The organism is Saccharopolyspora rosea, from assembly GCF_025643595.1.
Lineage (GTDB): Bacteria > Actinomycetota > Actinomycetes > Mycobacteriales > Pseudonocardiaceae > Saccharopolyspora > Saccharopolyspora rosea.
Map to the genome: position 1 here is coordinate 3451593 of NZ_CP102826.1, position 20860 is coordinate 3472452.

Annotated in this window: 24 protein-coding genes; 6 read left to right on the forward strand and 18 right to left on the reverse strand. The window is 72.0% G+C overall.

Annotated elements, in window-relative coordinates:
* Window positions 1-13: 13 nt before the first annotated feature.
* Window positions 14-1009, forward strand: a complete 996-nt coding sequence (locus tag NV263_RS16065) for a hypothetical protein (RefSeq protein ID WP_263247093.1) — start codon at window positions 14-16, stop codon at window positions 1007-1009.
* 264 nt (window positions 1010-1273) lie between these two features.
* Here the strand turns inward: NV263_RS16065 and NV263_RS16070 are convergent, their stop codons facing one another.
* Complete coding sequence (locus NV263_RS16070; RefSeq protein WP_263247096.1) at window positions 1274-1594, reverse strand: hypothetical protein; 321 nt, start codon at window positions 1592-1594, stop codon at window positions 1274-1276.
* A 462-nt stretch (window positions 1595-2056) separates the two neighbouring features.
* On the opposite strand from NV263_RS16070, the gene NV263_RS16075 reads away from it, so the two are divergent.
* From NV263_RS16075 to hypF, 5 genes are all read left to right on the forward strand, one after another.
* Complete coding sequence (locus tag NV263_RS16075; protein ID WP_263254216.1) at window positions 2057-2740, forward strand: FadR/GntR family transcriptional regulator; 684 nt, start codon at window positions 2057-2059, stop codon at window positions 2738-2740.
* A 131-nt stretch (window positions 2741-2871) separates the two neighbouring features.
* The gene (locus tag NV263_RS16080; protein WP_263254217.1) at window positions 2872-4209 is read left to right on the forward strand and encodes an amino acid permease; all 1338 of its coding nucleotides are present in this window, start codon (window positions 2872-2874) and stop codon (window positions 4207-4209) included.
* Window positions 4206-5177 carry an asparaginase gene (locus NV263_RS16085; protein WP_263247098.1) on the forward strand — a complete coding sequence of 324 codons (972 nt, stop codon included), beginning with the start codon at window positions 4206-4208 and terminating at the stop codon, window positions 5175-5177. The genes NV263_RS16080 and NV263_RS16085 overlap by 4 nt, the downstream gene beginning before the upstream one ends.
* On the forward strand, window positions 5174-6574 hold the full coding sequence (locus NV263_RS16090; protein WP_263247100.1) for an aspartate ammonia-lyase: 1401 nt from the start codon (window positions 5174-5176) through the stop codon (window positions 6572-6574). The genes NV263_RS16085 and NV263_RS16090 overlap by 4 nt, the downstream gene beginning before the upstream one ends.
* A 74-nt stretch (window positions 6575-6648) precedes the next feature.
* Window positions 6649-8910 (forward strand): carbamoyltransferase HypF, encoded by a 2262-nt coding sequence (gene hypF, locus NV263_RS16095; protein WP_263247102.1) that lies wholly within the window; start codon window positions 6649-6651, stop codon window positions 8908-8910.
* Window positions 8911-8916: 6 nt separating this feature from the next.
* Here hypF and hypB read toward each other — a convergent pair whose 3' ends face one another.
* The 17 genes from hypB to NV263_RS16180 all read right to left on the reverse strand — a co-directional run bounded on the left by hypB (window position 8917) and on the right by NV263_RS16180 (window position 20596).
* Window positions 8917-9675 (reverse strand): hydrogenase nickel incorporation protein HypB, encoded by a 759-nt coding sequence (hypB, locus tag NV263_RS16100; protein WP_263247104.1) that lies wholly within the window; start codon window positions 9673-9675, stop codon window positions 8917-8919.
* 9 nt (window positions 9676-9684) lie between these two features.
* The gene (locus tag NV263_RS16105) at window positions 9685-10014 is read right to left on the reverse strand and encodes a hydrogenase maturation nickel metallochaperone HypA/HybF (protein ID WP_263247106.1); all 330 of its coding nucleotides are present in this window, start codon (window positions 10012-10014) and stop codon (window positions 9685-9687) included.
* Window positions 10015-10024: 10 nt separating this feature from the next.
* Entirely contained in the window at window positions 10025-11131 is a 1107-nt protein-coding gene (hypE, locus tag NV263_RS16110) for a hydrogenase expression/formation protein HypE (protein WP_263254219.1), read from the reverse strand.
* A 56-nt stretch (window positions 11132-11187) separates the two neighbouring features.
* The gene (gene hypD / locus NV263_RS16115) at window positions 11188-12315 is read right to left on the reverse strand and encodes a hydrogenase formation protein HypD (protein ID WP_263247108.1); all 1128 of its coding nucleotides are present in this window, start codon (window positions 12313-12315) and stop codon (window positions 11188-11190) included.
* Between the two features lie 11 nt (window positions 12316-12326).
* A complete protein-coding gene (locus NV263_RS16120) occupies window positions 12327-12599 on the reverse strand; it encodes a HypC/HybG/HupF family hydrogenase formation chaperone (protein WP_263247110.1) in 273 nt (90 codons plus the stop codon).
* Window positions 12600-12608: 9 nt separating this feature from the next.
* Window positions 12609-13112 carry a hydrogenase maturation protease gene (locus NV263_RS16125; RefSeq protein WP_263247112.1) on the reverse strand — a complete coding sequence of 168 codons (504 nt, stop codon included), beginning with the start codon at window positions 13110-13112 and terminating at the stop codon, window positions 12609-12611.
* Entirely contained in the window at window positions 13112-13396 is a 285-nt protein-coding gene (locus NV263_RS16130) for a hypothetical protein (protein ID WP_263247114.1), read from the reverse strand. Before NV263_RS16130 ends, NV263_RS16125 begins: the two co-directional genes overlap by 1 nt.
* A gap of 21 nt (window positions 13397-13417) precedes the next feature.
* Window positions 13418-14074: a D-sedoheptulose-7-phosphate isomerase gene (locus NV263_RS16135; RefSeq protein ID WP_263247116.1), complete on the reverse strand. Its 657-nt coding sequence runs from the start codon at window positions 14072-14074 to the stop codon at window positions 13418-13420.
* 1 nt (window position 14075) lies between these two features.
* The gene (locus NV263_RS16140) at window positions 14076-14291 is read right to left on the reverse strand and encodes a HypC/HybG/HupF family hydrogenase formation chaperone (protein ID WP_263247118.1); all 216 of its coding nucleotides are present in this window, start codon (window positions 14289-14291) and stop codon (window positions 14076-14078) included.
* Entirely contained in the window at window positions 14288-14899 is a 612-nt protein-coding gene (locus NV263_RS16145) for a D-sedoheptulose-7-phosphate isomerase (protein ID WP_263247120.1), read from the reverse strand. Before NV263_RS16145 ends, NV263_RS16140 begins: the two co-directional genes overlap by 4 nt.
* Before the next feature lie 231 nt (window positions 14900-15130).
* Window positions 15131-15262: a hypothetical protein gene (locus NV263_RS16150; RefSeq protein WP_263247122.1), complete on the reverse strand. Its 132-nt coding sequence runs from the start codon at window positions 15260-15262 to the stop codon at window positions 15131-15133.
* 16 nt (window positions 15263-15278) lie between these two features.
* The gene (locus tag NV263_RS16155) at window positions 15279-15485 is read right to left on the reverse strand and encodes a hypothetical protein (protein WP_263247123.1); all 207 of its coding nucleotides are present in this window, start codon (window positions 15483-15485) and stop codon (window positions 15279-15281) included.
* Window positions 15482-16075, reverse strand: a complete 594-nt coding sequence (locus NV263_RS16160) for a DUF5947 family protein (protein WP_263247124.1) — start codon at window positions 16073-16075, stop codon at window positions 15482-15484. The genes NV263_RS16155 and NV263_RS16160 overlap by 4 nt, the downstream gene beginning before the upstream one ends.
* On the reverse strand, window positions 16072-16623 hold the full coding sequence (locus NV263_RS16165; RefSeq protein WP_263247125.1) for a NifU family protein: 552 nt from the start codon (window positions 16621-16623) through the stop codon (window positions 16072-16074). The genes NV263_RS16160 and NV263_RS16165 overlap by 4 nt, the downstream gene beginning before the upstream one ends.
* On the reverse strand, window positions 16616-18406 hold the full coding sequence (locus NV263_RS16170) for a nickel-dependent hydrogenase large subunit (protein WP_263247126.1): 1791 nt from the start codon (window positions 18404-18406) through the stop codon (window positions 16616-16618). The genes NV263_RS16165 and NV263_RS16170 overlap by 8 nt, the downstream gene beginning before the upstream one ends.
* Before the next feature lie 29 nt (window positions 18407-18435).
* Window positions 18436-19506 carry an NADH-quinone oxidoreductase subunit B family protein gene (locus tag NV263_RS16175; protein ID WP_263247127.1) on the reverse strand — a complete coding sequence of 357 codons (1071 nt, stop codon included), beginning with the start codon at window positions 19504-19506 and terminating at the stop codon, window positions 18436-18438.
* A gap of 31 nt (window positions 19507-19537) precedes the next feature.
* On the reverse strand, window positions 19538-20596 hold the full coding sequence (locus NV263_RS16180; protein ID WP_263247128.1) for a hypothetical protein: 1059 nt from the start codon (window positions 20594-20596) through the stop codon (window positions 19538-19540).
* Window positions 20597-20860 lie beyond the last annotated feature (264 nt).

The window sequence follows — 20860 nt, forward strand, 5'->3', positions numbered from 1 at the left end:
GACACTGGAACGCATGCGTTGGAGCAGCGACGTGTGGCGGGCCGACTGGATCGGTCCTCGGTTGGCGCCGTTCGACAGCGGCGAGGTGACCTCCGTCGTGCCCGACGGGTTCGAGTCCTACGCCCGGATCCTGCACCCGTGCCCGGACACCGACGGCGGAACCGTGCGCTGGTCGCGGGTGGCGCAGTGGAGCGGGATCCCGCTGCGCCCGGGCATGCAGTTCACCGAGATCGCCTTCCCCGAGCACACCCCGGACGGTCCCGTCCCCTGCGACCACGGCCCCGTCGAGGGAACCCTGCCGCGCGGTGACGCGGCGGCGCTGACGGCGCCGCTCGCCGCGCACACCTCGACCCCCGGCACGTGCTGGTTCTGCGTCTGGGACGGGTTCGGCTGGGACAACTGGGTTCCGCTGACCTTCGGCGACGGCGACGCGCCCGCACTCCCGCCGTTCCGGGACCCGGTCCCGTCCGAGGTGCGCGACGGTCCCCGGGTGCGGCTGCCGCACCGCGACTACTTCCTCTACGGCGGCCCGGCGTCCGACGTGGTGGCGCTGGCCGACGCGGTGGACCAGACGCCGAACCTGTGGTGGCCCGAGGACCGGGCCTGGTGCGCGGGCACCGACATCGACCTGCCCGTCACCTACCTCGGCGGCTCGGCGGACCTGATCGCCGCCGTCCTCGCCGACGACCGCATCGAGGCGCAACCGGCCCGGCCGCACGAGGAGGACCACCACCTGCGCGGGCCTGCCTGGCTCGCCGACCGGATCGACGAGGCGGTGTCCGAGCTGCTCCTCGACGGGCGGACCCGGGTGGACACCGTCCACGGCAGCACCCACGCCCACCTGGAGAACCGCCCGGACGGCGCGCAGCGCCTCGCGGTGCGGTACTCGCGCGGCAACGGGTCGGCGGGCATCGGGGGTACGTTCGTGCGCACCACCGACGACGAGGAACGACGACGGCAGATCCACCACCAACTCACGTTCTCCGTCCTCGGCCTCATCCACTTCTAAGGAGTGTTTCGGAAGTGCTTTGCGTGGCGGTGCCGGGAGCGGAACCTCAGCGGCCCGCCCGTCGCCCGACCGCCGCCCCCCAACGAGGCGCTTCGCGCCACGGTCACATCGGCTCCGGGAGCCCCTCCTGATGTATGCCCAATACACGGCGTCGGGGCTGTCCTCGCGAGCCGACCGCTGAGAACCCGCGGCGGTGCAAGCTGCGAGACCACTCACTGAAAGAGAAAGCGGCTGACGCCGCTTGTAAAACACGCGCTATCCCCATCAGTCCACAGTGTCCGTCCACTGCGGAACATCCCGTGCTGCCGCGGGGTTCAGGTCGTCGGCGAGTTCGCGGTAGCGGTCGTACCAGTACTCCAACAGCGCGGTGGCGTTGCGGCACGCGCGGCAGTAGAGCTTGGCCTCCTCCCAGAACGAGGGCACGACCGGCTCGGCCGGAGCCCGGGCCGGTGCGCGGGAGTGCGGCTGGTGGTCGAGCCCGGCCGGGTGCCGCCGGAGCGCCGGGCGCGGACGGGCATCGACCCCGTCCGGATGGCCCAGGACGGCCGCGAGGTGCCCGAGCGGTTGTCGCGGCCAGTCGCCCACCCCCGCCGGGCACGGGGCCCGGGCGCGGACGACTCCGGACGGGTCAGCATCGTCCAGCCACCGGAGGTCTTGACGGCGCGGCGCGCCGCCGGGTCGTCCGGGGCGTCGTCGGGGTGGATGCGCACCGTGCCGACGGGGTCGGCGGCGGGGCGGTCGGCGGGTGTCGCGGTCTCCTTGCGGTCATCGGTGGTCATGCCGGGTGGTCTCCGTCCGGACGGTCACCGGTGCGGTGAGGGAGCACGGGTCGCACGTCCAGGATGATCGCCGCCGCCGGTCCAGCCGAGCCGCTGATCGGATGGCGCCGGGCGGCGCGGGCCGGGCGCCCGTTCGGGCAGGCCCGTTTCCCAGCTCTCCCGACGGCTCGACCATCCTTGACATCCCAGGTTGCCCGGGTCACTCTTTCGGGCCATGAACCTGTCGGACAGCCGTACAGCCGGACAGGGCGTGCACCGGGTCAGCGCGATGGAAGCCGTGCTGGCGCAGCTGCGGGAGGCCATCGAACGGGGAACTTACCCGGTCGGCGGCAAGCTCCCGTCCGAGGCCGTCCTGAGCCGGGAGTTCGACGTCAGCCGGTCCGTGGTGCGCGAGGCGCTGCGGGGCCTGCAGGCGCTCGGGCTGACCCTGTCGCGGACCGGCAAGGGGACCTTCGTGGTCGCCGACCGGCCCGCCGACAACCCCCGGTTCGGGCACTACTCGGCGCGGGACCTGCACGAGGTGCGCAGGCACGTCGAGGTGCCCGCCGCCGGGTACGCCGCCCAGCGGCACCGCCCGGACGACCTGGACGAGCTCACCGCGCTGCTGGAGCGCATGGAGGAGGAGACCGACAACACCGCGTGGGTGGCGTTGGACTCGCTGTTCCACATCACCATCGCCCAGGCATCCGGCAACCCGGTGTTCGGCAAGGTCATCGAGGAGATCCGGGACGCGTTGGCGCGGCAGTCCGCCTTCCTCAACCAACTGGGCAACCGGCGGGAGGCGTCCAACGTCGAGCACCGCCGTGTCGTCGAAGCGATCGCCTCCGGCTCCGCGGAGGCCGCGTCGGCGGCCATGACCGCCCACCTCGGCCATGTCGAGGACACCCTGACCGACATCGTGACGAGCACGCGAACGGCCGCGCCGCGGCCAGAACGGAGGCTGGGCCCATGAGCGAACAGCCGCAGGTGACCGACGCGGGCCGGCGGGCTGCCGGCACCGCCACCGCAGCAGGCGGTGGCCGGGCACCCGCCGACGCCGGCGACGAGGGATACCGGAAGTCGCTGAAAGCCCGCCACATCAACATGATCGCCATCGGCGGAGCGATCGGCACCGGTTTGTTCCTGGGCGCCGGCGGCCGACTGGCCCAGGCGGGCCCGGCGCTGGCGATCGTCTACGCGGTGTGCGGGCTGTTCGCCTTCTGCGTGGTGCGCTCGCTCGGGGAGCTGGTGCTGCACCGGCCCTCGTCCGGCGCCTTCGTCTCCTACGCCCGCGAGTTCATGGGCGAGAAGGGGGCCTACACCGCCGGCTGGATGCACTTCCTGAACTGGTCGACCACCGGCGTGGCCGACGTCACCGCGATCGCGCTCTACGCGCACTACTGGTCGGTGTTCGCGCCGATCCCGCAGTGGGTTCTCGCGCTGATCGCGCTCGCGGTGGTGCTCACGCTGAACCTGGTCTCGGTCAAGCTGTTCGGCGAGATGGAGTTCTGGTTCTCCATCATCAAGGTCGCCACCCTGGTGGTGTTCATGGTGGTCGGCATCGTGCTGATCGTCACCCAGCACCCGATCGACGGCGCCACCCCCGGCCCGCAGCTGCTCGCCGCGCACGGCGGCGTCTTCCCGGCCGGGGTGCTGCCGATGGTGCTGATCATGCAGGGCGTGGTGTTCGCCTACGCCTCCGTGGAGCTGGTCGGCGTGGCCGCCGGGGAGACGGAGAAGCCGCGCGAGATCATGCCCAAGGCGGTCAACTCGATCATGTGGCGGATCGGGATCTTCTACGTCGGCTCGGTCGCGCTGCTGGCGATGCTCATGCCGTGGAACGCCTACAGCAAGAGCGAGAGCCCGTTCGTCACCGTGCTCTCGCACATCGGCGTGCCCGCGGCGGGCGACGTGATGAACCTCGTGGTGCTGACCGCGGCGATGTCGAGCCTGAACTCCGGGCTGTACTCGACCGGCCGCATCCTGCGCTCGATGTCGATGGCCGGGACGGCGCCGAAGTTCACCGGGGTGATGAACCGCAACAGCGTGCCCTACGGCGGGATCCTGCTGACCGCGGCGGTGTGCGTGGTCGGGGTCGGCCTCAACTACGTCGTCCCGTCCGAGGCGTTCGAGATCGTGCTCAACTTCGCCTCCATCGGCATCCTCGGCACCTGGGCGATCATCGTGCTCAGCCACCTGCTGTTCGTCCGCAAGGCCAACCGCGGCGAGGTGACCCGGCCCGGCTACCGCCTGCCGTTCTCGCCGTACACCGAGATCGTGACGCTGGCGTTCCTGGCCTCCGTGGTGGTGCTGATGGCCTTCGACGACATCGGCCGGATCACCCTGCTGTGCCTGCCGTTGATCCTGGCGGCGCTGGTCGCGGGCTGGTTCGCGGTGCGGCGCAGGATCGACACCGCGGTGCTGGACGAGGTGTCCGGATGACCACGGCGCCCACCGGCGTCCCCGGTCACGTGCCGCTCGTGCACCTGCTGCGCGACGGTCTCGTGGAGGGCGTGCACCACGGCTCGGTCGTGGTGCTCGCCCCGGACGGGTCGGTGCTGTTCCGGGCCGGGGACGCCGACACCGCCTGCTACCCGCGGTCGGCGGCCAAGCCGATCCAGGCGGTCGCGATGGCCCGGCTCGGGTTGTCCGTCCCGGCGCACCTGCTGGCGCTGGCCGCGGCCAGCCACTCCGGCGAGCCGTTCCACCTCGCCGGGGCCGAGTGCCTGCTGGAGTCGTGCGGGGCCGCGGAGTCCGAACTGGGCAACCCGGCGGCGCTGCCGTACGACCCCGTCGAACGGGACCGCTGGGTGGCCGCCGGACGCCCGGCGCGCAAGCTCGCGCACAACTGCTCCGGCAAGCACGCGGCGATGCTGCACACCGCCCGGATGCACGGCTGGTCCACAGTGGACTACCTGGAGCCGGACCACCCGCTGCAGCGCGCGATCGCCGACACCGTGCAGGACCTGTCCGGGGAGGAGATCGCGCACACCGCGGCCGACGGCTGCGGCGCGCCGCTGTTCGCGGTGTCCCTGCGGGGGCTCACCGCCGCGATCGGGCGGATCGCCGGTGCACCGGACGGGACGCCGGACGCCCTCGTGGCGCGGGCGATCCGGGCGCACCCCGAGCACGTGGCCGGGACGCGACGCGACGTCGCCGCCCTCATGAAGGCGGTGCCCGGGCTGATCGCCAAGGACGGCTTCGAGGCCGTCCAGGTCGCCGCGCTGCCCGACGGCACCGCGATCGGCGTCAAGATCGCCGACGGCGCCGACCGGGCGCGCCTGCCGGTCACCCTCGCGGCGCTGGCCGCCGCCGGGGTGGACCCCGACCTGCTGGCGCCGTTCGCCCCGCGGGACCTGACCGTCACCGGCGAACTGGGACGAGCCCACGACCGGAGGAACCAACCGTGACCACGAGGACCGAACACGACCTGCTGGGCGACAAGGAGGTGCCCGCCGCGGCCTACTGGGGCGTGCACACCGAACGGGCCCGGGAGAACTTCCCCATCACCGGGACACCGGTGTCGGCCTACCCGCACCTGGTCGAGGCGCTGGCGTCGGTGAAGGAGGCCGCCGCCCGCACCAACGCCGAACTCGGCCTGCTCGACGCGGACGTCGCCGAGGCGATCGGGACGGCCTGCCAGGAGATCCGCGCCGGCGCGCTGCACGACCAGTTCGTCGTCGACGTCATCCAGGGCGGCGCGGGCACCTCGACGAACATGAACGCCAACGAGGTCATCGCCAACCGCGCGCTCGAACTGCTCGGCCACGCCCGGGGCGACTACCACCGGGTGCACCCGAACGAGCAAGTCAACCTCAGCCAGTCGACGAACGACGCCTACCCCACCGCCGTCAACGTCGCCACGATCATCGCGGTGCGCGACCTGTCGGCCGCCATGACCGGGCTGCAGCGCGCGTTCGCGGCCAAGGCCGTGGAGTTCCAGGACGTGCTGAAGATGGGCCGCACCCAGTTGCAGGACGCGGTTCCGATGACGCTCGGGCAGGAGTTCGGCACCTACGCCGTCATGCTCGGCGAGGACCGGCAGCGGCTGGACGAGGCCGTCACGCTGCTGCACGAGATCAACCTCGGCGCCACCGCCATCGGCACCGGCCTCAACGCCCCGCCCGGGTACGCCGAGACCGCCTGCCGCCACCTGGTGGAGATCACCGGGCTGCCGCTGACGACCGCCTCCGACCTGGTCGAGGCGACGCAGGACTGCGGTGCCTTCGTGCACCTGTCCGGGGTGCTCAAGCGCATCGCGGTGAAGCTGTCCAAGACGTGCAACGACCTGCGGTTGCTCTCGTCCGGTCCGCGCGCCGGGCTCAACGAGATCGACCTGCCCGCGGTGCAGGCGGGTTCGTCGATCATGCCGGGCAAGATCAACCCGGTGATCCCCGAGGTGGTCAACCAGGTCGCCTTCGAGGTGGTCGGCAACGACGTGACGATCAGCATGGCCGCCGAGTCCGGCCAGTTGCAGCTCAACGCGTTCGAGCCGATCATCCTGCACGCGCTGTCGGAGAGCGTCACCCACCTCACCGCGGCCTGCCGGGTGCTCGCCGAGCGCTGCGTCTCCGGGATCACCGCGCACCCCGACATCACCCGCGCCTACGTGGAGAACTCGATCGGCCTGGTGACCGCGTTGAACCCGGCCATCGGCTACGCCAAGGCGACCGAGATCGCCCGGGAGGCGCTGGCCACCGGCCGCGGCGTCGCGGACCTGGTGCGCGAACGCGGCCTCGTCCCGGCCGACCGGCTCGCCGAACTCCTCCGCCCGGAGAACCTCGCCCACCCCCGGGAGAGGAGCTGACGGCACTCGCCCGAACCCGTGCGGTGGCGCGCTGATCGGATGCGCCGCGGTGCGGGCGGCGTGAGACTGACCCGGTGAACGACGTGGTGCGCAACCGGGTCCGGGTCGAGGGCGTGGTGCAGGGCGTGGGTTTCCGGCCCTACGTCCACTCGCTGGCGACGGACCTGCGACTGGCCGGTCACGTGGGCAACGACGTCCACGGCGTGTTCATCGAGGTGGAGGGGCCGAGCGACGCGGTCGCGCGCTTCCGGTCGGCGCTGGGCCGCGGTGGACCGCCGCTGGCGGTCGTCGAACGCATCGAGGTGCGCGGCATCGCGCCGACCGGCGAGACGTCGTTCCGCATCGTCGACAGCGACGGCGCGGGCGCCCGCACCGCGCTGGTCTCGGCCGACACCGCCACGTGCGAGGACTGCCTGCGCGAGTTGCGCGACCCGGGCGACCGGCGGTTCGGCTACCCGTTCGTCAACTGCACCCACTGCGGACCGCGGTTCACCATCGTCCGCGAGGTGCCCTACGACCGGCCGGGCACGACGATGTCGGGTTTCGCGATGTGCCCGCGCTGCGCGCGCGAGTACCACGATCCCGCCGACCGCCGGTTCCACGCGCAGCCGGTGTGCTGCCCGGACTGCGGACCCCGGCCGCGACTGCTCGACGCGCGCGGCGAGATCCGCCCCGGCGACCCGCTGGCCGGGGCTGCCGCGGCGCTCGCGCGCGGCGAGGTGCTCGCCGTCAAGGGACTCGGCGGCTACCACCTCGCGGTGGACGCGTCCGATGAGGACGCCGCCGCCGCGCTGCGCGCGCGCAAGCACCGCGAGGACAAGCCCTTCGCGCTGATGGTGGTCGACGAGCGGCAGGCGGCCGAGCTGTGCCTGCTGGACGAGGCCGAACGGCGGCTGCTGGGCTCCCGGCGACGACCCGTCGTGCTGCTGGACCGGCGCCCGGACGCGCTGGTCGCGCCGTCGGTGGCCCCCGGGAACCGGCAGCTCGGCGTGCTGCTGCCCTACACCCCGCTGCACCACCTGCTGCTCGCCGCGTTCCCCCGCCCGATCGTGCTGACCAGCGGCAACGTCTCCGACGAGCCGATCGCGCACGTGGACGAGGACGCCCTGCGCCGGCTGTCGGGCATCGCCGACGCCTTCCTGACCCACGACCGGCCGATCCACGTCCGCACCGACGACTCCGTGGTGCGGGTGTTCCGGCGGCGCCCGCTGCCGGTGCGCCGGTCGCGCGGTTACGTCCCGGAGCCGGTGACCGTGCCGTGGGAGTTCCCGCGCCCGGTGCTGGCGTGCGGCGCGGAGCTGAAGAACACCTTCGCGCTGGCCCGGGGCCGCCGCGTGTTCGTCTCGCAGCACATCGGCGATCTGGAGAACGCCGCGACGCTGCGGTCGTTCACCGAGGGCATCGCCCACTTCCGGCGGCTGTTCGACATCGCGCCCGAGGTGGTCGCCCACGACCTGCACCCCGAGTACCTGTCCACCAAGCACGCCCTGGACCTGGACGAGGTCGACCTGGTCGGCGTGCAGCACCACCACGCGCACATCGCGTCCTGCCTGGCCGACAACGGCGAGCCCGGTCCGGTGCTCGGGGTGGCCTTCGACGGTCTCGGCCTGGGCACCGACGGCACGATCTGGGGCGGCGAGTTCCTGCTTGCCGACCTCGCGGACTTCCGCAGGCTCGGTCACCTGGCACCGGTGCCGCTGCCGGGCGGGACGACCGCGATCCGGCAGCCGTGGCGCACGGCCGTGTCCCATCTGGTCTCCTGCGGTGCGCTGCGCGAGGACCTGGAGGTGTTGCGCCGCAACGCGAACTGGCCGGACGTGGCGGCGCTGGTCCGCGACGGCCGCCACGCGCCGCTGACGTCGAGCGCGGGACGTCTCTTCGACGCCGTGGCGGCGGTCCTGGGCGTCCGGGACGTCGTCAGCTACGAGGGCCAGGCGGCGATCGAGCTCGAACAACTCGCCGACCGGAGCGAACGCGGCGGGTACCCGGTGTCGGTGACCGGGGACGACGTGCTGCGGGTGGACGGCGGCGACCTGGTCCGGGGCGCGGTCGAGGACCTGGACGCCGGAACACCGCCCGCCACCGCCGCCGCCCGGTTCCACAACGGACTCGCGGCGGCGGTGGCCGAGGTCTGCGCCCGGCTGGCCGGGACCACCGGCGTGCTGGCGGTGGCGCTGTCCGGCGGGGTGTTCCAGAACATGCTGCTGCTCCAGCGCACGGTCGCGCTGCTGGAACGCCGGGGCCTGCGCCCGCTGGTGCACTCCCGGGTGCCGCCGAACGACGGCGGCATCAGCCTCGGCCAGGCCGTGGTCGCCGGGGCCCGCGACCGCCGCTGACCGGCGTCACCGCCCGGCCGCGGACGGCTCGCCGGGCACGGCGTCGACCTCGCCGCGCAGCCAGTCGTACCACCGCGCCAGCCCCTCACCGGTGGTGGCCGACACCGGCAGCACCCCGATGCTCGGGTTGACCCGCGCGGCGTGCGCGGTGAACGCCCCGACCTCGCAGTCCAGGTGCGGCAGCAGGTCGACCTTGTTGAGCAGCACCAGGTCCGCGGCCCGGAACATGTGCGGGTACTTCAGCGGTTTGTCCTCGCCCTCGGTCACCGAGGCGATGACCACCCGCCGGTGCTCGCCGAGGTCGAACAGCGCCGGGCACACCAGGTTGCCGACGTTCTCGACGAACACCACCGACCGCTCCGGCGGGCGCAGCGACCGCAGGGCGTCGCCCACCGCCTCGGCGTCGAGGTGGCAGCCGGTGCCGGTGTTGATCTGCACCACCGGGCACCCGGTGGCGCGCAGCCGGTCGGCGTCGAGCGGGGTCTCCTGGTCTCCCTCGACCACGCGGAACGGCAGCGCTGGGCCGAGTTCGCGCACGGTGCGTTCCAGCAGCGTCGTCTTGCCCGCGCCGGGCGAGCTCATCAGGTTGACCGCCAGCACCACCCGGTCGCGCAACCACGCCCGGTTCGCCGCCGCGAAGCGGTCGTTCTTGGCGAGCACCCGTTGTTCCAGCCGCACCGTCCGACGACCGTCCACAGTGCCCACCGACTCGTCCACCGCGGTGGACCGCTGCCCGGATTCCGAGCATCCGCACGTTCCGCACATCGCCTTCTCCTACTCCACATCGACAGCGGCGATCCGCAACTCCTGCCCGGAGCCGATCTGGACGTCCGCGCTGCCGCAGGCGCACAGCACGATGAGGTCCTCCAGTTCGAACGACGCGCCGCACGCCCGGCAGTCACCGCGCCCCGGCACCTCGACGATGTCCAGCCGCGCGCCCTGCAACGCGGTGCCCTCGGTCACCAGGTCGAAGCAGAACCGCAGCGCGTCGGCCACCACTCCGGACAGCTTCCCGATCTGAAGTTCCAGCCGGGTGATCCGCGGTCCGTCGACGGCGTCGAGCACCGCCTCGACGATGCTCTGCGCGATCCCCAGCTCGTGCACCGCGGCGCCGTCAGCAGATCCGCGGCAGCGGGTCGCCGACCAGCAGGTCGACGATCCGCGTTCCGCCGAACGCGGTGTTGAGCAGCACCATGCCGGGCGCGTCGGCGACGACGTGGCCGATGTTCGCCGCGTCGGCGCCCAACGGGTGCGCCCGCATCGCGCGCAGCGCCGCGTCCGCCTGCGCGGCGTCGACGACCACCACGATCCGACCTTCGCAGGCCACGTAGAGCGGGTCGATGCCCAGCAGTTCCGAGGCGCCGCGCACCTCGGTCCGCACCGGCACCGCGCCCTCGTCGACGACGACCGAGACCTCCGAGGCGCGGGCGATCTCGTTGAGCACGGTGGCGACACCGCCCCGCGTCGCGTCCCGCAGCGCCCGCACCCCGGGCGCGGCCCGCAGCAGGTCGGCGACCATCTCGTGCACCGGCGCGGTGTCCGAGGCCACGTCGGCCTCGATGTCGAGTTCGCCGCGGGCCAGCATGACCGTGATGCCGTGGTCCCCGACCGGTCCGGACACCAGCACGGCGTCCCCGGGACGCGCGGTCTCCACGCCCAGCCGGGTGCGCCGCTCGATGACCCCGACGCCGGAGGTGTTGACGTAGCAGCCGTCAGCGCCGCCCTTCTGCACGACCTTGGTGTCCCCGGTGACGACCCGGACCCCGGCGGCCTCGGCCGCCTCCGACATCGAGGTGACGATCCGGGTCAGGTCGGCGACCGGGAACCCCTCCTCGATGATGAACCCGGCCGACAGGAACAGCGGCCGGGCCCCGGAGACCGCCAGGTCGTTGACGGTGCCGTTGACCGCGAGGTCACCGATGTCACCGCCCGGGAAGAACAGCGGGGACACCACGAACGAGTCGGTGGTGAAGGCCAGCCGGGCGTTGCCGACGGCCAGTTCCGCGCCGTCCTCCAGCTGCTCCAGCACCGGGTTGCGCAGGTTCTCCAGGAACACCGCCTCGACCAGGGTCTGGGTCGCCTTGCCGCCCGAACCGTGCGCCAGGGTGATCCGCTCCTCGCGGACCTTCGGCTTGCGCCGCCGCGCCCTGTCGATGCGGTCCAGCACCTGTTGTTCGCGGTCGCCGCGCTCGGGACCGGCGTGGTCGGCGTGCTGGGCCATCGCCTCCCGGACCCAGCCCGCGGTGCGCTCCTGCGTGGAATCCGCCTGTTCGGTGCTCACGGCGCGCTCGCCTCCTTGACGCGTTCCCGGTTGAACCGGCCGAAGTTGTAGTACGCGGCGCAGGCCCCTTCCGGGGACACCATGCACGTGCCGATGGGCGTCTCCGGTGTGCAGGCGGTGCCGAACACCTTGCACTCCCACGGTTTGAGCACCCCTTTGAGCACTTCGCCGCACTGGCAGGACTTCGGGTCGGCGACCCGCAGTCCCGGGAGTTCGAAGATGCGCTCGGCGTCGAACCGCGCGTACTCGTCGCGCAGCCGCAGCGCCGAGTGCGAGATGAACCCGAGACCGCGCCACTCGAAGTAGGGCCGCAGCCGCATCGTGCGGCCGATCACGTCCAGCGCGGTCCGGTTGCCCTGCCACGGCACCACCCGGGTGTACTGGTTCTCCACCTCGGAGCGCCCTTCGGCCAGCTGGCGCAGCAACCGGTAGACCGACTCCAGGATGTCCAGCGGTTCGAAGCCGGACACCACCAGCGGTTTGCCGTAGTCGCGGGCGATGAACTCGTAGGGTCGGCAGCCGATCACCGTGGAGACGTGCCCGGGTCCGAGGAAGCCGTCCAGGCGCAGGTCCGGCGAGTCCAGGATCGCCTTGATCGCCGGGATGATCGTGACGTGGTTGCAGAACACCGAGAAGTTCTCCAGCCCCTCCTGCTCGGCGCGCAGCAGCGTCATCGCCGTCGACGGCGCGGTGGTCTCGAAACCGATCCCCATGAACACCACGTGCCGGTCGGGGTTCTGGCGCGCGAGTTTGAGCGAGTCCAGCGGCGAGTAGACCATGCGGATGTTGGTGCCCTCGGCGTTGGAGTCGAAGAACGATCCGCCGCTGCCGGGAACGCGCATCATGTCGCCGAAGGAGGTCATCAGCACGTCGGGCTGCCGCGCGATGTGGATCGCGTCGTCGATGCGGCCCATCGGGATCACGCACACCGGGCAGCCGGGGCCGTGCACCAGCGTGATGTTCTCGGGCAGGTAGTCCTCCAGCCCGTGCTTGTAGATGGTGTGCGTGTGACCGCCGCAGACCTCCATGAACTTGTACTGCCGACCCGGTTCGCACAGGGCGGCGATCTGGGCGGACAGCGCGCGGGCCTTGTCCGCGTCCCGGTACTCGTCGACGAAGCGCATGCCCGTCCTCCTCAGTCGATGCGCGATTCGGTGAGCGCGGCGATCTCGTCGGCGTAGGACTGACCGATGTTCTCCAGGAACTCCAGCGTCGCCCTCGCCTCTTGTTCGTCTATTGTGGACATCGCGAAGCCCACGTGGATGAGCACCCACTCGCCGGGCTCGGGACGGTCGTCGCCGAGCAGTCCGATGTTGATCCTGCGCCGGACGCCGCTGACGTCCACTGTGGCCAGATCCGGGCGGTCGTCCAGGATCTCGACGACCTCACCGGGAATCGCCAGGCACATGCTTTCCCCTCACGTCCCGCGGATGGCTTGCTGTGCTGTCCCGGCCGCCTCGGTGCGCACCAGCTCGGTGATCGTGCGCACGGCCGGTTCGACGGCCTGCCGCACCGGCTCGCTCAGCCCCATGCGATGGCCGGTGTCGGCGGGTTCGCACCCGACGACCAGGATCCGTCCGGCCCCGCCGCCGAGCAGGTCCAGCATCGCCAGCACCGCCTGCGGCCCCATGCCGTGCGCGTCGAAGGAGACCGGGCCGTCCGGGGTGCGGTCGCCGTCGCGCAGTTCCAGCACCGACAGGGTTCCCGGCTCGTGGCCGCGCGGCGCGATGTCCACGAGGATCGTCGTGCCGTAGCCGCCGAGCATGTCGAACGCCAGGTGCATCCCGCTGATGCCGTAGTCGGCGATCCGCACCCACTCGGGCAGGTCCTGCTCGGCGAGCCGCCGGGCGACCTCCACGCCGAACCCGTCGTCGCCGAAGAACACGTTGCCGATCCCGGCGACGAGCACCCGCGGGCCCATCAGGCGCCCTCGTCCCCGGCCACCGGTTGCACCTCGTCGACCCCGAAGTACCGGTACCTGCCCTGTGCGGCGAACAGCTCCGCGCCCGGATCGTCGTCGAGGGTCACCGCCAGCCAGCGCCCGCCGTCGACGTCGGTGCGCACCGCCCGCACCGTGGCGATCCGCCCGCGCACGAACATGTCCTGCGCGTCCGTGCCCCGCTCGCGTGGGACGAGCCGGACCTTGGCTCCCGCGCCGACGGCCGTTCCGGCGACGTCGACGGTCTCCTCCGCGTCGGTGTCCATCGTTGCCCCCTCGTCGTGGACTCAGTCGCGCAGCGCGCGGAGCGTGAGCTCCCACAGCGCGTGGTAGAGCGTCGTCTGGGCCTCCTGGATGCGGTGGACCGACGGCGAGGGCACGACGAACAGGAAGTCCACCGACTTCGACTCGGCCATCCGGCCGCCCTCGCCTCCGGCGATCCCCACCGTCAGCAGCCCGCGCGCGGCCGCCTCGTCGAACGCCGCGACCAGGTTGGGCGAGTTGCCGCTGGTGGACAGGCCGACCGCGATGTCGCCCGCGGTGCCGAACGCCGCGATCTGGCGGGCGAACACCACGTCGAAGCCGATGTCGTTGGACAGCGCGGTGACCACGGCGATGTCGCTGGTCAGTCCGATGGCGGGCAGTGGTCGCGCGCCGGTGCCCGGGTGCAGGAACAGGCTCGCCAGGTCCTGCGCATCGGTGGAACTGCCGCCGTTGCCGAACGACAGCAGGCGGCCACCGGTGGCGAACCGCTCGGCCATCGCGGTCGCGCACGCCCGCAGCCGGTGCCCGTCGCGTCGCCGGACCTCCTCGCGGACCGCGCTGACCTCCCGCGCCTTGTCCTTCGTGGACTGCGCGACCTCGCCGAGGACGGCGTCCAGGTCGCCGGCGGAACCGGACAGGAACGGGTACAGCGAGTCCAGGTCGGCGCGGCTGGAATCCATGTCACTCCCCCACGATCGCGATGGCTTCTCCGGCGTGCACGAGCACCACGTCCCCGATCCGCGGCCCGACCAGCGCGACGCTGACCTCCTCGGTCCCGGAACCGGTGTCGACGACGGCCATGCCGTCGGCCAGCAGCGCGGTGACCCGCACCTCGACCGCCTCGTCCGAGCAGGTCACGCACGACTCGCCGGAGCAGTCCGATGTGGACGGATTCATGCCGCGTCCTCCCCCAGCACCGCGGGGCTGTCGAGGAACACGTGCACCAGCTCCCACAGCACGTGGTAGGTGGTCACGTGGACTTCCTTGACCACGCGCGGATCTCCGGACCGCGCGATGAGCACGTGGTCGAACCCGGCTGCGGCGATCGCCCCGCCGCTCCCGCCGACCAGAGCCGCCGCCAGCAGCCCGCGCCGCGCGCCTTCGCGCAGCCCGCGCAGCACGGCGCCGTCGTCGCCGTCGGTGGAGATCCCGAGCGCGATGTCCTCGGCCCGGGCCAGGTAGCGCAGCTGGTGGGCGAACACCTCGTCGACGCCCTCACCGGTGGCGACCCCGGTGACGGTGGCGACGTCGGAGGTCAGCGACACGGCCGGCAGTGCCCGTTTGCCGACGATCACGGGGTGGACGAACTCCACCGCGACGTGCTGGGCGTCGGTGCTGGGACCACCGCTGCCGAACACGATCAGCTTGCCGCCGCGGTGGAACCGGCGGGCCATCGACAAGCACGTCCGGGCGACCTGTTCGGCGTCGGCGCCCAGTTCCTCGATCGGTTCGACGCGGCGCGCGAAGATCTCGTCGACCGCGGCCGCTTCCGGTGATCGGACCATCGGGTCACTTCCTGTTCGGGCTCGGGTGCGAGCGATCCCACGCTAGGTTCGGCGTTTCGCGCCGCACAAATCGATGTCCGGTTTTCCACGCCCCCGAGGTAGCGCGCCCTCGGTGCCTGTCTTTGAACCTGCTCCCGGAAGGGGCGTGGCAAGCGGCGCCAGCCGCTTTCCCTTTCGGTGAGCGGTCTCGCAACCGGCACCGCCACGCACAACGAGTTCGAAGACAGGCTCTCAGCGGTGCAGTCTCGCCATCCGCCACATCCTGATCTCCCGCACCAGACCGGAAAGTTCCCGCACCAGCATCGCGACGAGCACGACGCCGAGCAGCGCCGCCTGCGCGAGCAGAATCCGCTTGGCAGTCATCTTCTTCGAATTCCCTTCAGCCCGGCGAAATGTCGGGCATCTCCTGCTGGATCGCGCTGTGGTGCTTCCAGTGGACGCCGGTGGAACGCCGGGCGTCCGACGTCCCGTCCTCGTGGTGGCCCGGCTGCTTGTCGTACGGGCCCCGGTTGCCCTGGTGGATGCCCTGGACGTGGCCCGGTGTGTCAGGCCGGACGTCGGGTTTGCCGACCCGGACGGTGCTCATCGTCGGTCCCCTCCCCTGTCGTCGTGCGGTTCCAGCGCCGCGAAGAACGCGTTGATCGCGGGCTGGACCGTGCCGCCGCCGGACAGCCCGCGCCATTCCCGCCGGACCACCGCCACCAGCCTGTAGCAGTCGTCCAGCGGGACGATCCAGTGCTCCTGCCGGTCGTGCGCGGTGTTGACCAGCAACGCCTCCACGTCCCGCGCCATGGTCCGCAGTTCGGGCCGGCGGTCGGTCAGCTCCCGCCAGCCCGCCGCGTCGACCTCCCACCGGGTGGCTCCGGCGGGACTCGGGTAGTGCGCGTGGACCTCGCCGTCGCCGACCACGAAGAACGCCAGCCCGACCGGAACGCCGAGCGGCGAGGTGTCCACCGGCGGCAACCGCACCCGGCGGCGCGGAACCAGCCGGTAACGGCCTTGCGAGGTGTCGGCGAACAGCAACGAGCACGGCTCGCACGCGCACCGCAGTTCTGCCTGCCGGACGTCGAACAGGTGGCGGTGCCGCTCGGCCAGCGCCGCGGCGCACAACTCGCAGCGCGCGGCCGGGTCCGGGCGCCGCGTCGTCCGCACCAGTCGGGCCAGCGCGCCGGTCATGACCGTCCTCTTCGGACTGACATGCGGCTCAGGAGCGCCTCCACCGGCACCAGCGACGGCTCCGGCGCCTCGGAGCCCCAGGTCACCTCGACGTCGTCGAGTTCCGGCGCCACCGAGCGCACCGATTCGACGACCGCCTGCTCGACCGTCGCTGCGGACGCCGAGCAGCCGCGGCAGGACCCGGACAACCGGATCCGCGCCGTTCCGGCGGCGATCCCGACGAGTTCGGCGTCCACGCCGGTCGGGTCGAGGTGCGGCCGCAACCCGTCCAGCGCCCGGCGGGCCCGCCGCTCCGGCGGGTCGGGGTGCAGGCCGTGCAGCACCAGCAGGTGCGCGAGCAGCTCGTCCGCGCCGAGGCGGCCGGCCAGGTCGGCGTCGGCGTGGTCGAGCACCCGGGCCAGTCCCTCCCCGTAGACCTCGGCCAGCGCGCGCACCGCGTCCAGGGCCGACTCGGTGACCGGGCCCGGCGTCCGCTCGATCCGGTCGAGCAGTTCGTCGACCCGGGTCAGCCGGTCCCGCACCGCGGCGTCGTCGAGCCGGTCAACCATGCGAGTTCCCGAACATCGGGGAGTGCAGCCTCCGCAGCTCCCGGCCGCCACCGAGGTACATGTGCACGCCGCACGGCAGGCACGGGTCGAAGCTGCGGACGGTCCGCATGATGTCGATGCCCCGGAACTCGTCCGGGCCGTTCTCCTCGAACAGCGGTGTGCCCTGCACGGCGTCCTCGTACGGCCCCGGAGTGCCGTACGAGTCGCGCGGGCTGGCGTTCCACGGCGTCGGCGGATAGGGGTGGTAGTTGGCGATCTTGCGGTCCCGGATCACCAGGTGGTGCGAGAGGACGCCGCGCACCGCCTCGTGGAAGCCCACCCCGATGGCCTCCTCGGGCACCTCGAAGTCGTTGAAGATCCGGGTGTCACCGCGGTGGACGTGGTACATGGCCCGGTCGAGGAACACGAACGCCATCGCCGCCGCGTAGGCGACGAAGTAGGCGCGGGCGCGGTCGCGTTCGAGCGCGTTCGACAGCGGCTGCCCCTGCTTGTCGTGCGGGATCTTCCACTCCAGGGTCATCTCCGGCAGCTGCTCGCTGCGCGGCAGGTGGATCGACACGCCGTCCCCGGTCGACCGCACGTAGTCGTTGTCGACCAGGCCCGACAGGGCGGTGGACCACAGCCGGGCGATCGGGCCGCCGCCGGTGTCCAGCGCGAGGTGCTGCTCGCCGTCGAACCAGCGCGGGCTCATCACCCAGCTGTAGTTGCCCTCGAAGTCGCGCTGCTGCGGCACCGGCAGGGTGGTCTGGTTCCACGGGTGGCGGATGTCGACCGGGTTGCCCAGCGGATCGCGGGTGACGAACGGTTCCTCGTTCTGCCAGTCGTCGTAGAACGAGCTGCCGAGCAGGATGCGCATGCCGAGGTTGATGTCCACCAGGTCGTTGGTCACCAGGTTCCCGTCGACGATGATCCCCGGGGTGACGTGCATCTTCCGACCCCAGTCGCTCATCGACGCGTAGCGGTAGTCGCAGTGGTCGGGGTGCTGCCAGGCGCCCCAGCAGCCCAGCAGCACCCGGCGGCGGCCGACCTCCTCGTAGCCGGGCAGCGCCTCGTAGAAGAAGTCGAAGACGTCGTCGTTCATCGCCACCGCCTGCTTGACGAAGTCGAGGATGCCGAGCAGCCGGGACTGGTAGTCGGTGAACGTGGTCGGTTCGGGCATCGTGCCCACCCCGCCCGGGTACATCGTGGACGGGTGGACGTGCCGTCCTTCCATGAGGCAGAACATCTCCCGCGTCACGCGCGAGACGTGCAGCGCCTGCTTGTACACCTCGCCCTCGAACGGGTTGAACGCGCGCATGATGTCGGCGATGGTGCGGTGCCCGTGGATGTCCGCGTGCGGCGCCTCGGTGCGCTCCGCCCGCTGGAGCACGCCCGGGTTGGTGTCCTTGACGATCGCCTCGCAGAAGTCGACGAACACCATGTTGTCCTGGAACAGGGTGTGGTCGAACATGTACTCGGCGGCCTCGCCGAGGTTGACGATCGTCTCGGCCAGCGGCGGGGGTTTCGCACCGTAGGCCATCTGCTGGGCGTAGTTGGAGCACGCCGTGTGGTTGTCCCCGCAGATGCCGCAGATGCGGCTGGTGATGAAACCCGCGTCGCGCGGGTCCTTGCCCTTCATGAACACCGAGTAGCCGCGGAACAGCGACGAGGTGCTGTGGCACTCGGCGACGCGCCGGTCGGTGAAGTCGATCTTGGTGTAGACGCCGAGATTGCCGATGATCCGGGTGATCGGGTCCCAGGACTTCTCGACGAGGTTCTCCCGCCGGGACTCGGAGGTCGTCATCCGCGCTCCTCACACTCGCACTGCGGCGCTCACGGGCGCCACCTCGGGTCGTAGCCGGTCGTCAGCGCCGGCTCGTTGTGGTGCCACTTCGCTTCCCGGTTGGCCACCGCGTTGGTGATCCCGCGCATCCGGCGGATGAACGCGCCGTAGGGCTTGCTCAGGATCGACGAGAGGCTGCCGCCGGTGGGTTCGTCCATGAACGGCATGAACATGTCGGGGAATCCCGGCATGGTGCACGCGATGCAGATCCCGCCGACGTTCGGGCAGCCGCCGACGCCGGCCATCCAGCCGCGCTTGGGGACGTTGCAGTTCACCACCGGACCCCAGCAGCCGACCTTCACCTGGCACTTCGGCGAGTTGTAGTCCCGGGCGAAATCGGACTGCTCGTAGTACCCGGCCCGGTCGCAGCCCTCGTGCACGGTCTTGCCGAACAACCACTGCGGTCGCAGGTTCTCGTCCAGCGGCGGGGGCGGTGCCGAGCCCGCCGCGTGGTGCAGCAGCCAGGTCAGCGTCTCCATGAAGTTCTCCGGCTGGATCGGGCAGCCGGGCACGTTGACGATCGGCAGCCCGCCGAGCGACCGGAAGTCCCAGCCCAGGTAGTCGGCCAGGCCCATGCAGCCGGTGGCGTTGCCCGCCATGGCGTGGATGCCGCCGAACGTCGCGCAGGTCCCGGCGGCGACCACCGCCCACGCCCGCGGGGCGAGCTGGTCGATCCACCAGTTCAGGGTGAGCGGCTCGCCGGTGTCCGGGTCGTTGCCGAACGACGTCCAGTAGCCGCCGTCCACGATGATGTTCTGGTTCGGCACGGAGCCCTCGATGACGAGCACGAACGGCGCCAGCTCGTCGCGCGCGGCGGCCCGGAAGGGCGCCAGGAACTCCTCGCCGCCCATCGTCGGCGAGAGCACCTTGTTGTGCAGGTTCACCTTCGGCAGGCCCGGGACCAGGCCCTGCACGATGCTCTCGATGGACGGCTGGTCGGACGCGGTCATCGACACCGTGTCCCCGTCGCAGCTCATGCCCTCGGAGATCCACAGGATGTCGATCTCCTCGAAACCGCCCCCGGGCCGCTGCCCCGGGATGCGCACTCCCTCGGTGGTCATGTCGCCGGTCCCCCTCCCGTCGCTCCGGTCGTCACGGGTCGCGGAACGCCCCGTGCAGCCGCGCCAGCACTTCCGGTGGCATGCCGTCGACGCGGTCCAGGATCGCCGCCGCGCGCGGATCGGTCGCCCGCGCCTCGCGCTTCTCCTCCTCGGTGAGCACGAGCGTCCGCAGCGACAACATCTCGTCGATCTCGCTCGCGTCGTGCAGGTCGCCGGGGCTTTCCGGGGCGACCCGCGGGTGGTCGTCGAGCAGGATCGGCGAGGACAGCACCACGTCCCGGCCGTCGCCGTCGGCGAGGACCGGGAAGGTCCGGACGTTGCGGCACGCGCGCACCTGCTCCGCCGCCCACGCGGGTGGCGCGAGCGAGGACAGGAACGTCGTGCCCCGGCCGCCGACGAGCGTGTGCGTGGCGACCAGCGCGTGCCGCAGCGCGGTGTCGCGGGAGGCGTCGGCGCCGATCGGCGGCGCCGTGTTCTCCGTGCGGATCCGCAGCCGGTACGCCGGGACGTCGAGGCGTTCGGCCCGCACCGCGAGCCGCGCGGCGACCGGTCGGCGCCGCCGGACGACGCGCGCCTGCGCCCCGAGCTGTTCGACCTGCGCACCGCCCGGCGCGACCACCGGGTGCACCCGCTCCGCGGCGAGCGCGTCCGCCAGCGGGACGACCACGTCGCGCTCCCACGGCACCGCTCCGTCGAAGGACAGGTGGGTCCGTTCGCCGATCCGCAACGACTCGACGGGTTCCCACCCGCCGGCGCTGCGCCGTTCGACGTCCCGGCGTTCCAGTTGCAGGAACCGCAGGCGGATGTGCAGCACCGCCTCGGCGTCGTCCGCCTGGACCAGGAATTCGGTTCGCTGGAACCAGGATTCCGCGGATCCGGCCACGCCCGGCTCGACCGGGCCGGCCGCTTCGATCCAGTCGCGCGGCGCGAGAACGCCGAACTGCCAACGAACCCGGTTCTTCCCGGACGACTTGCGGTACGGGTAGAGCAGGTAGCCCTCGTAGAGCACGGCGTCGGCGACGGCGCGCACGTGCGCGAAAACCGGTTCCCCGGAAGCGTTTCCGGACGCGGTCGCCCCCGTTCCCGCCATCCGCTCCACCCCCCAGCTCGCGGTGACCGCCTCACGCTACGGTCGCGTTCCGCGGCGTCACAACTCGATCTGACCACCCCGCGCCGCCGGGCCGGCAGCACCGGGTTCGGCCCCCGCCCGGACCGCGGCCCACCCGGACATCCGGGTGCGGTTCCGGCGGCCTCGACGGCTTCCGCACCGGGAGTACCCCGTTCTCGGCGGCTCTCCCGCGACAGCGGCGACGAATCGGTGACGCGCTTCACACCATCCCGGCAGCGACCGTGG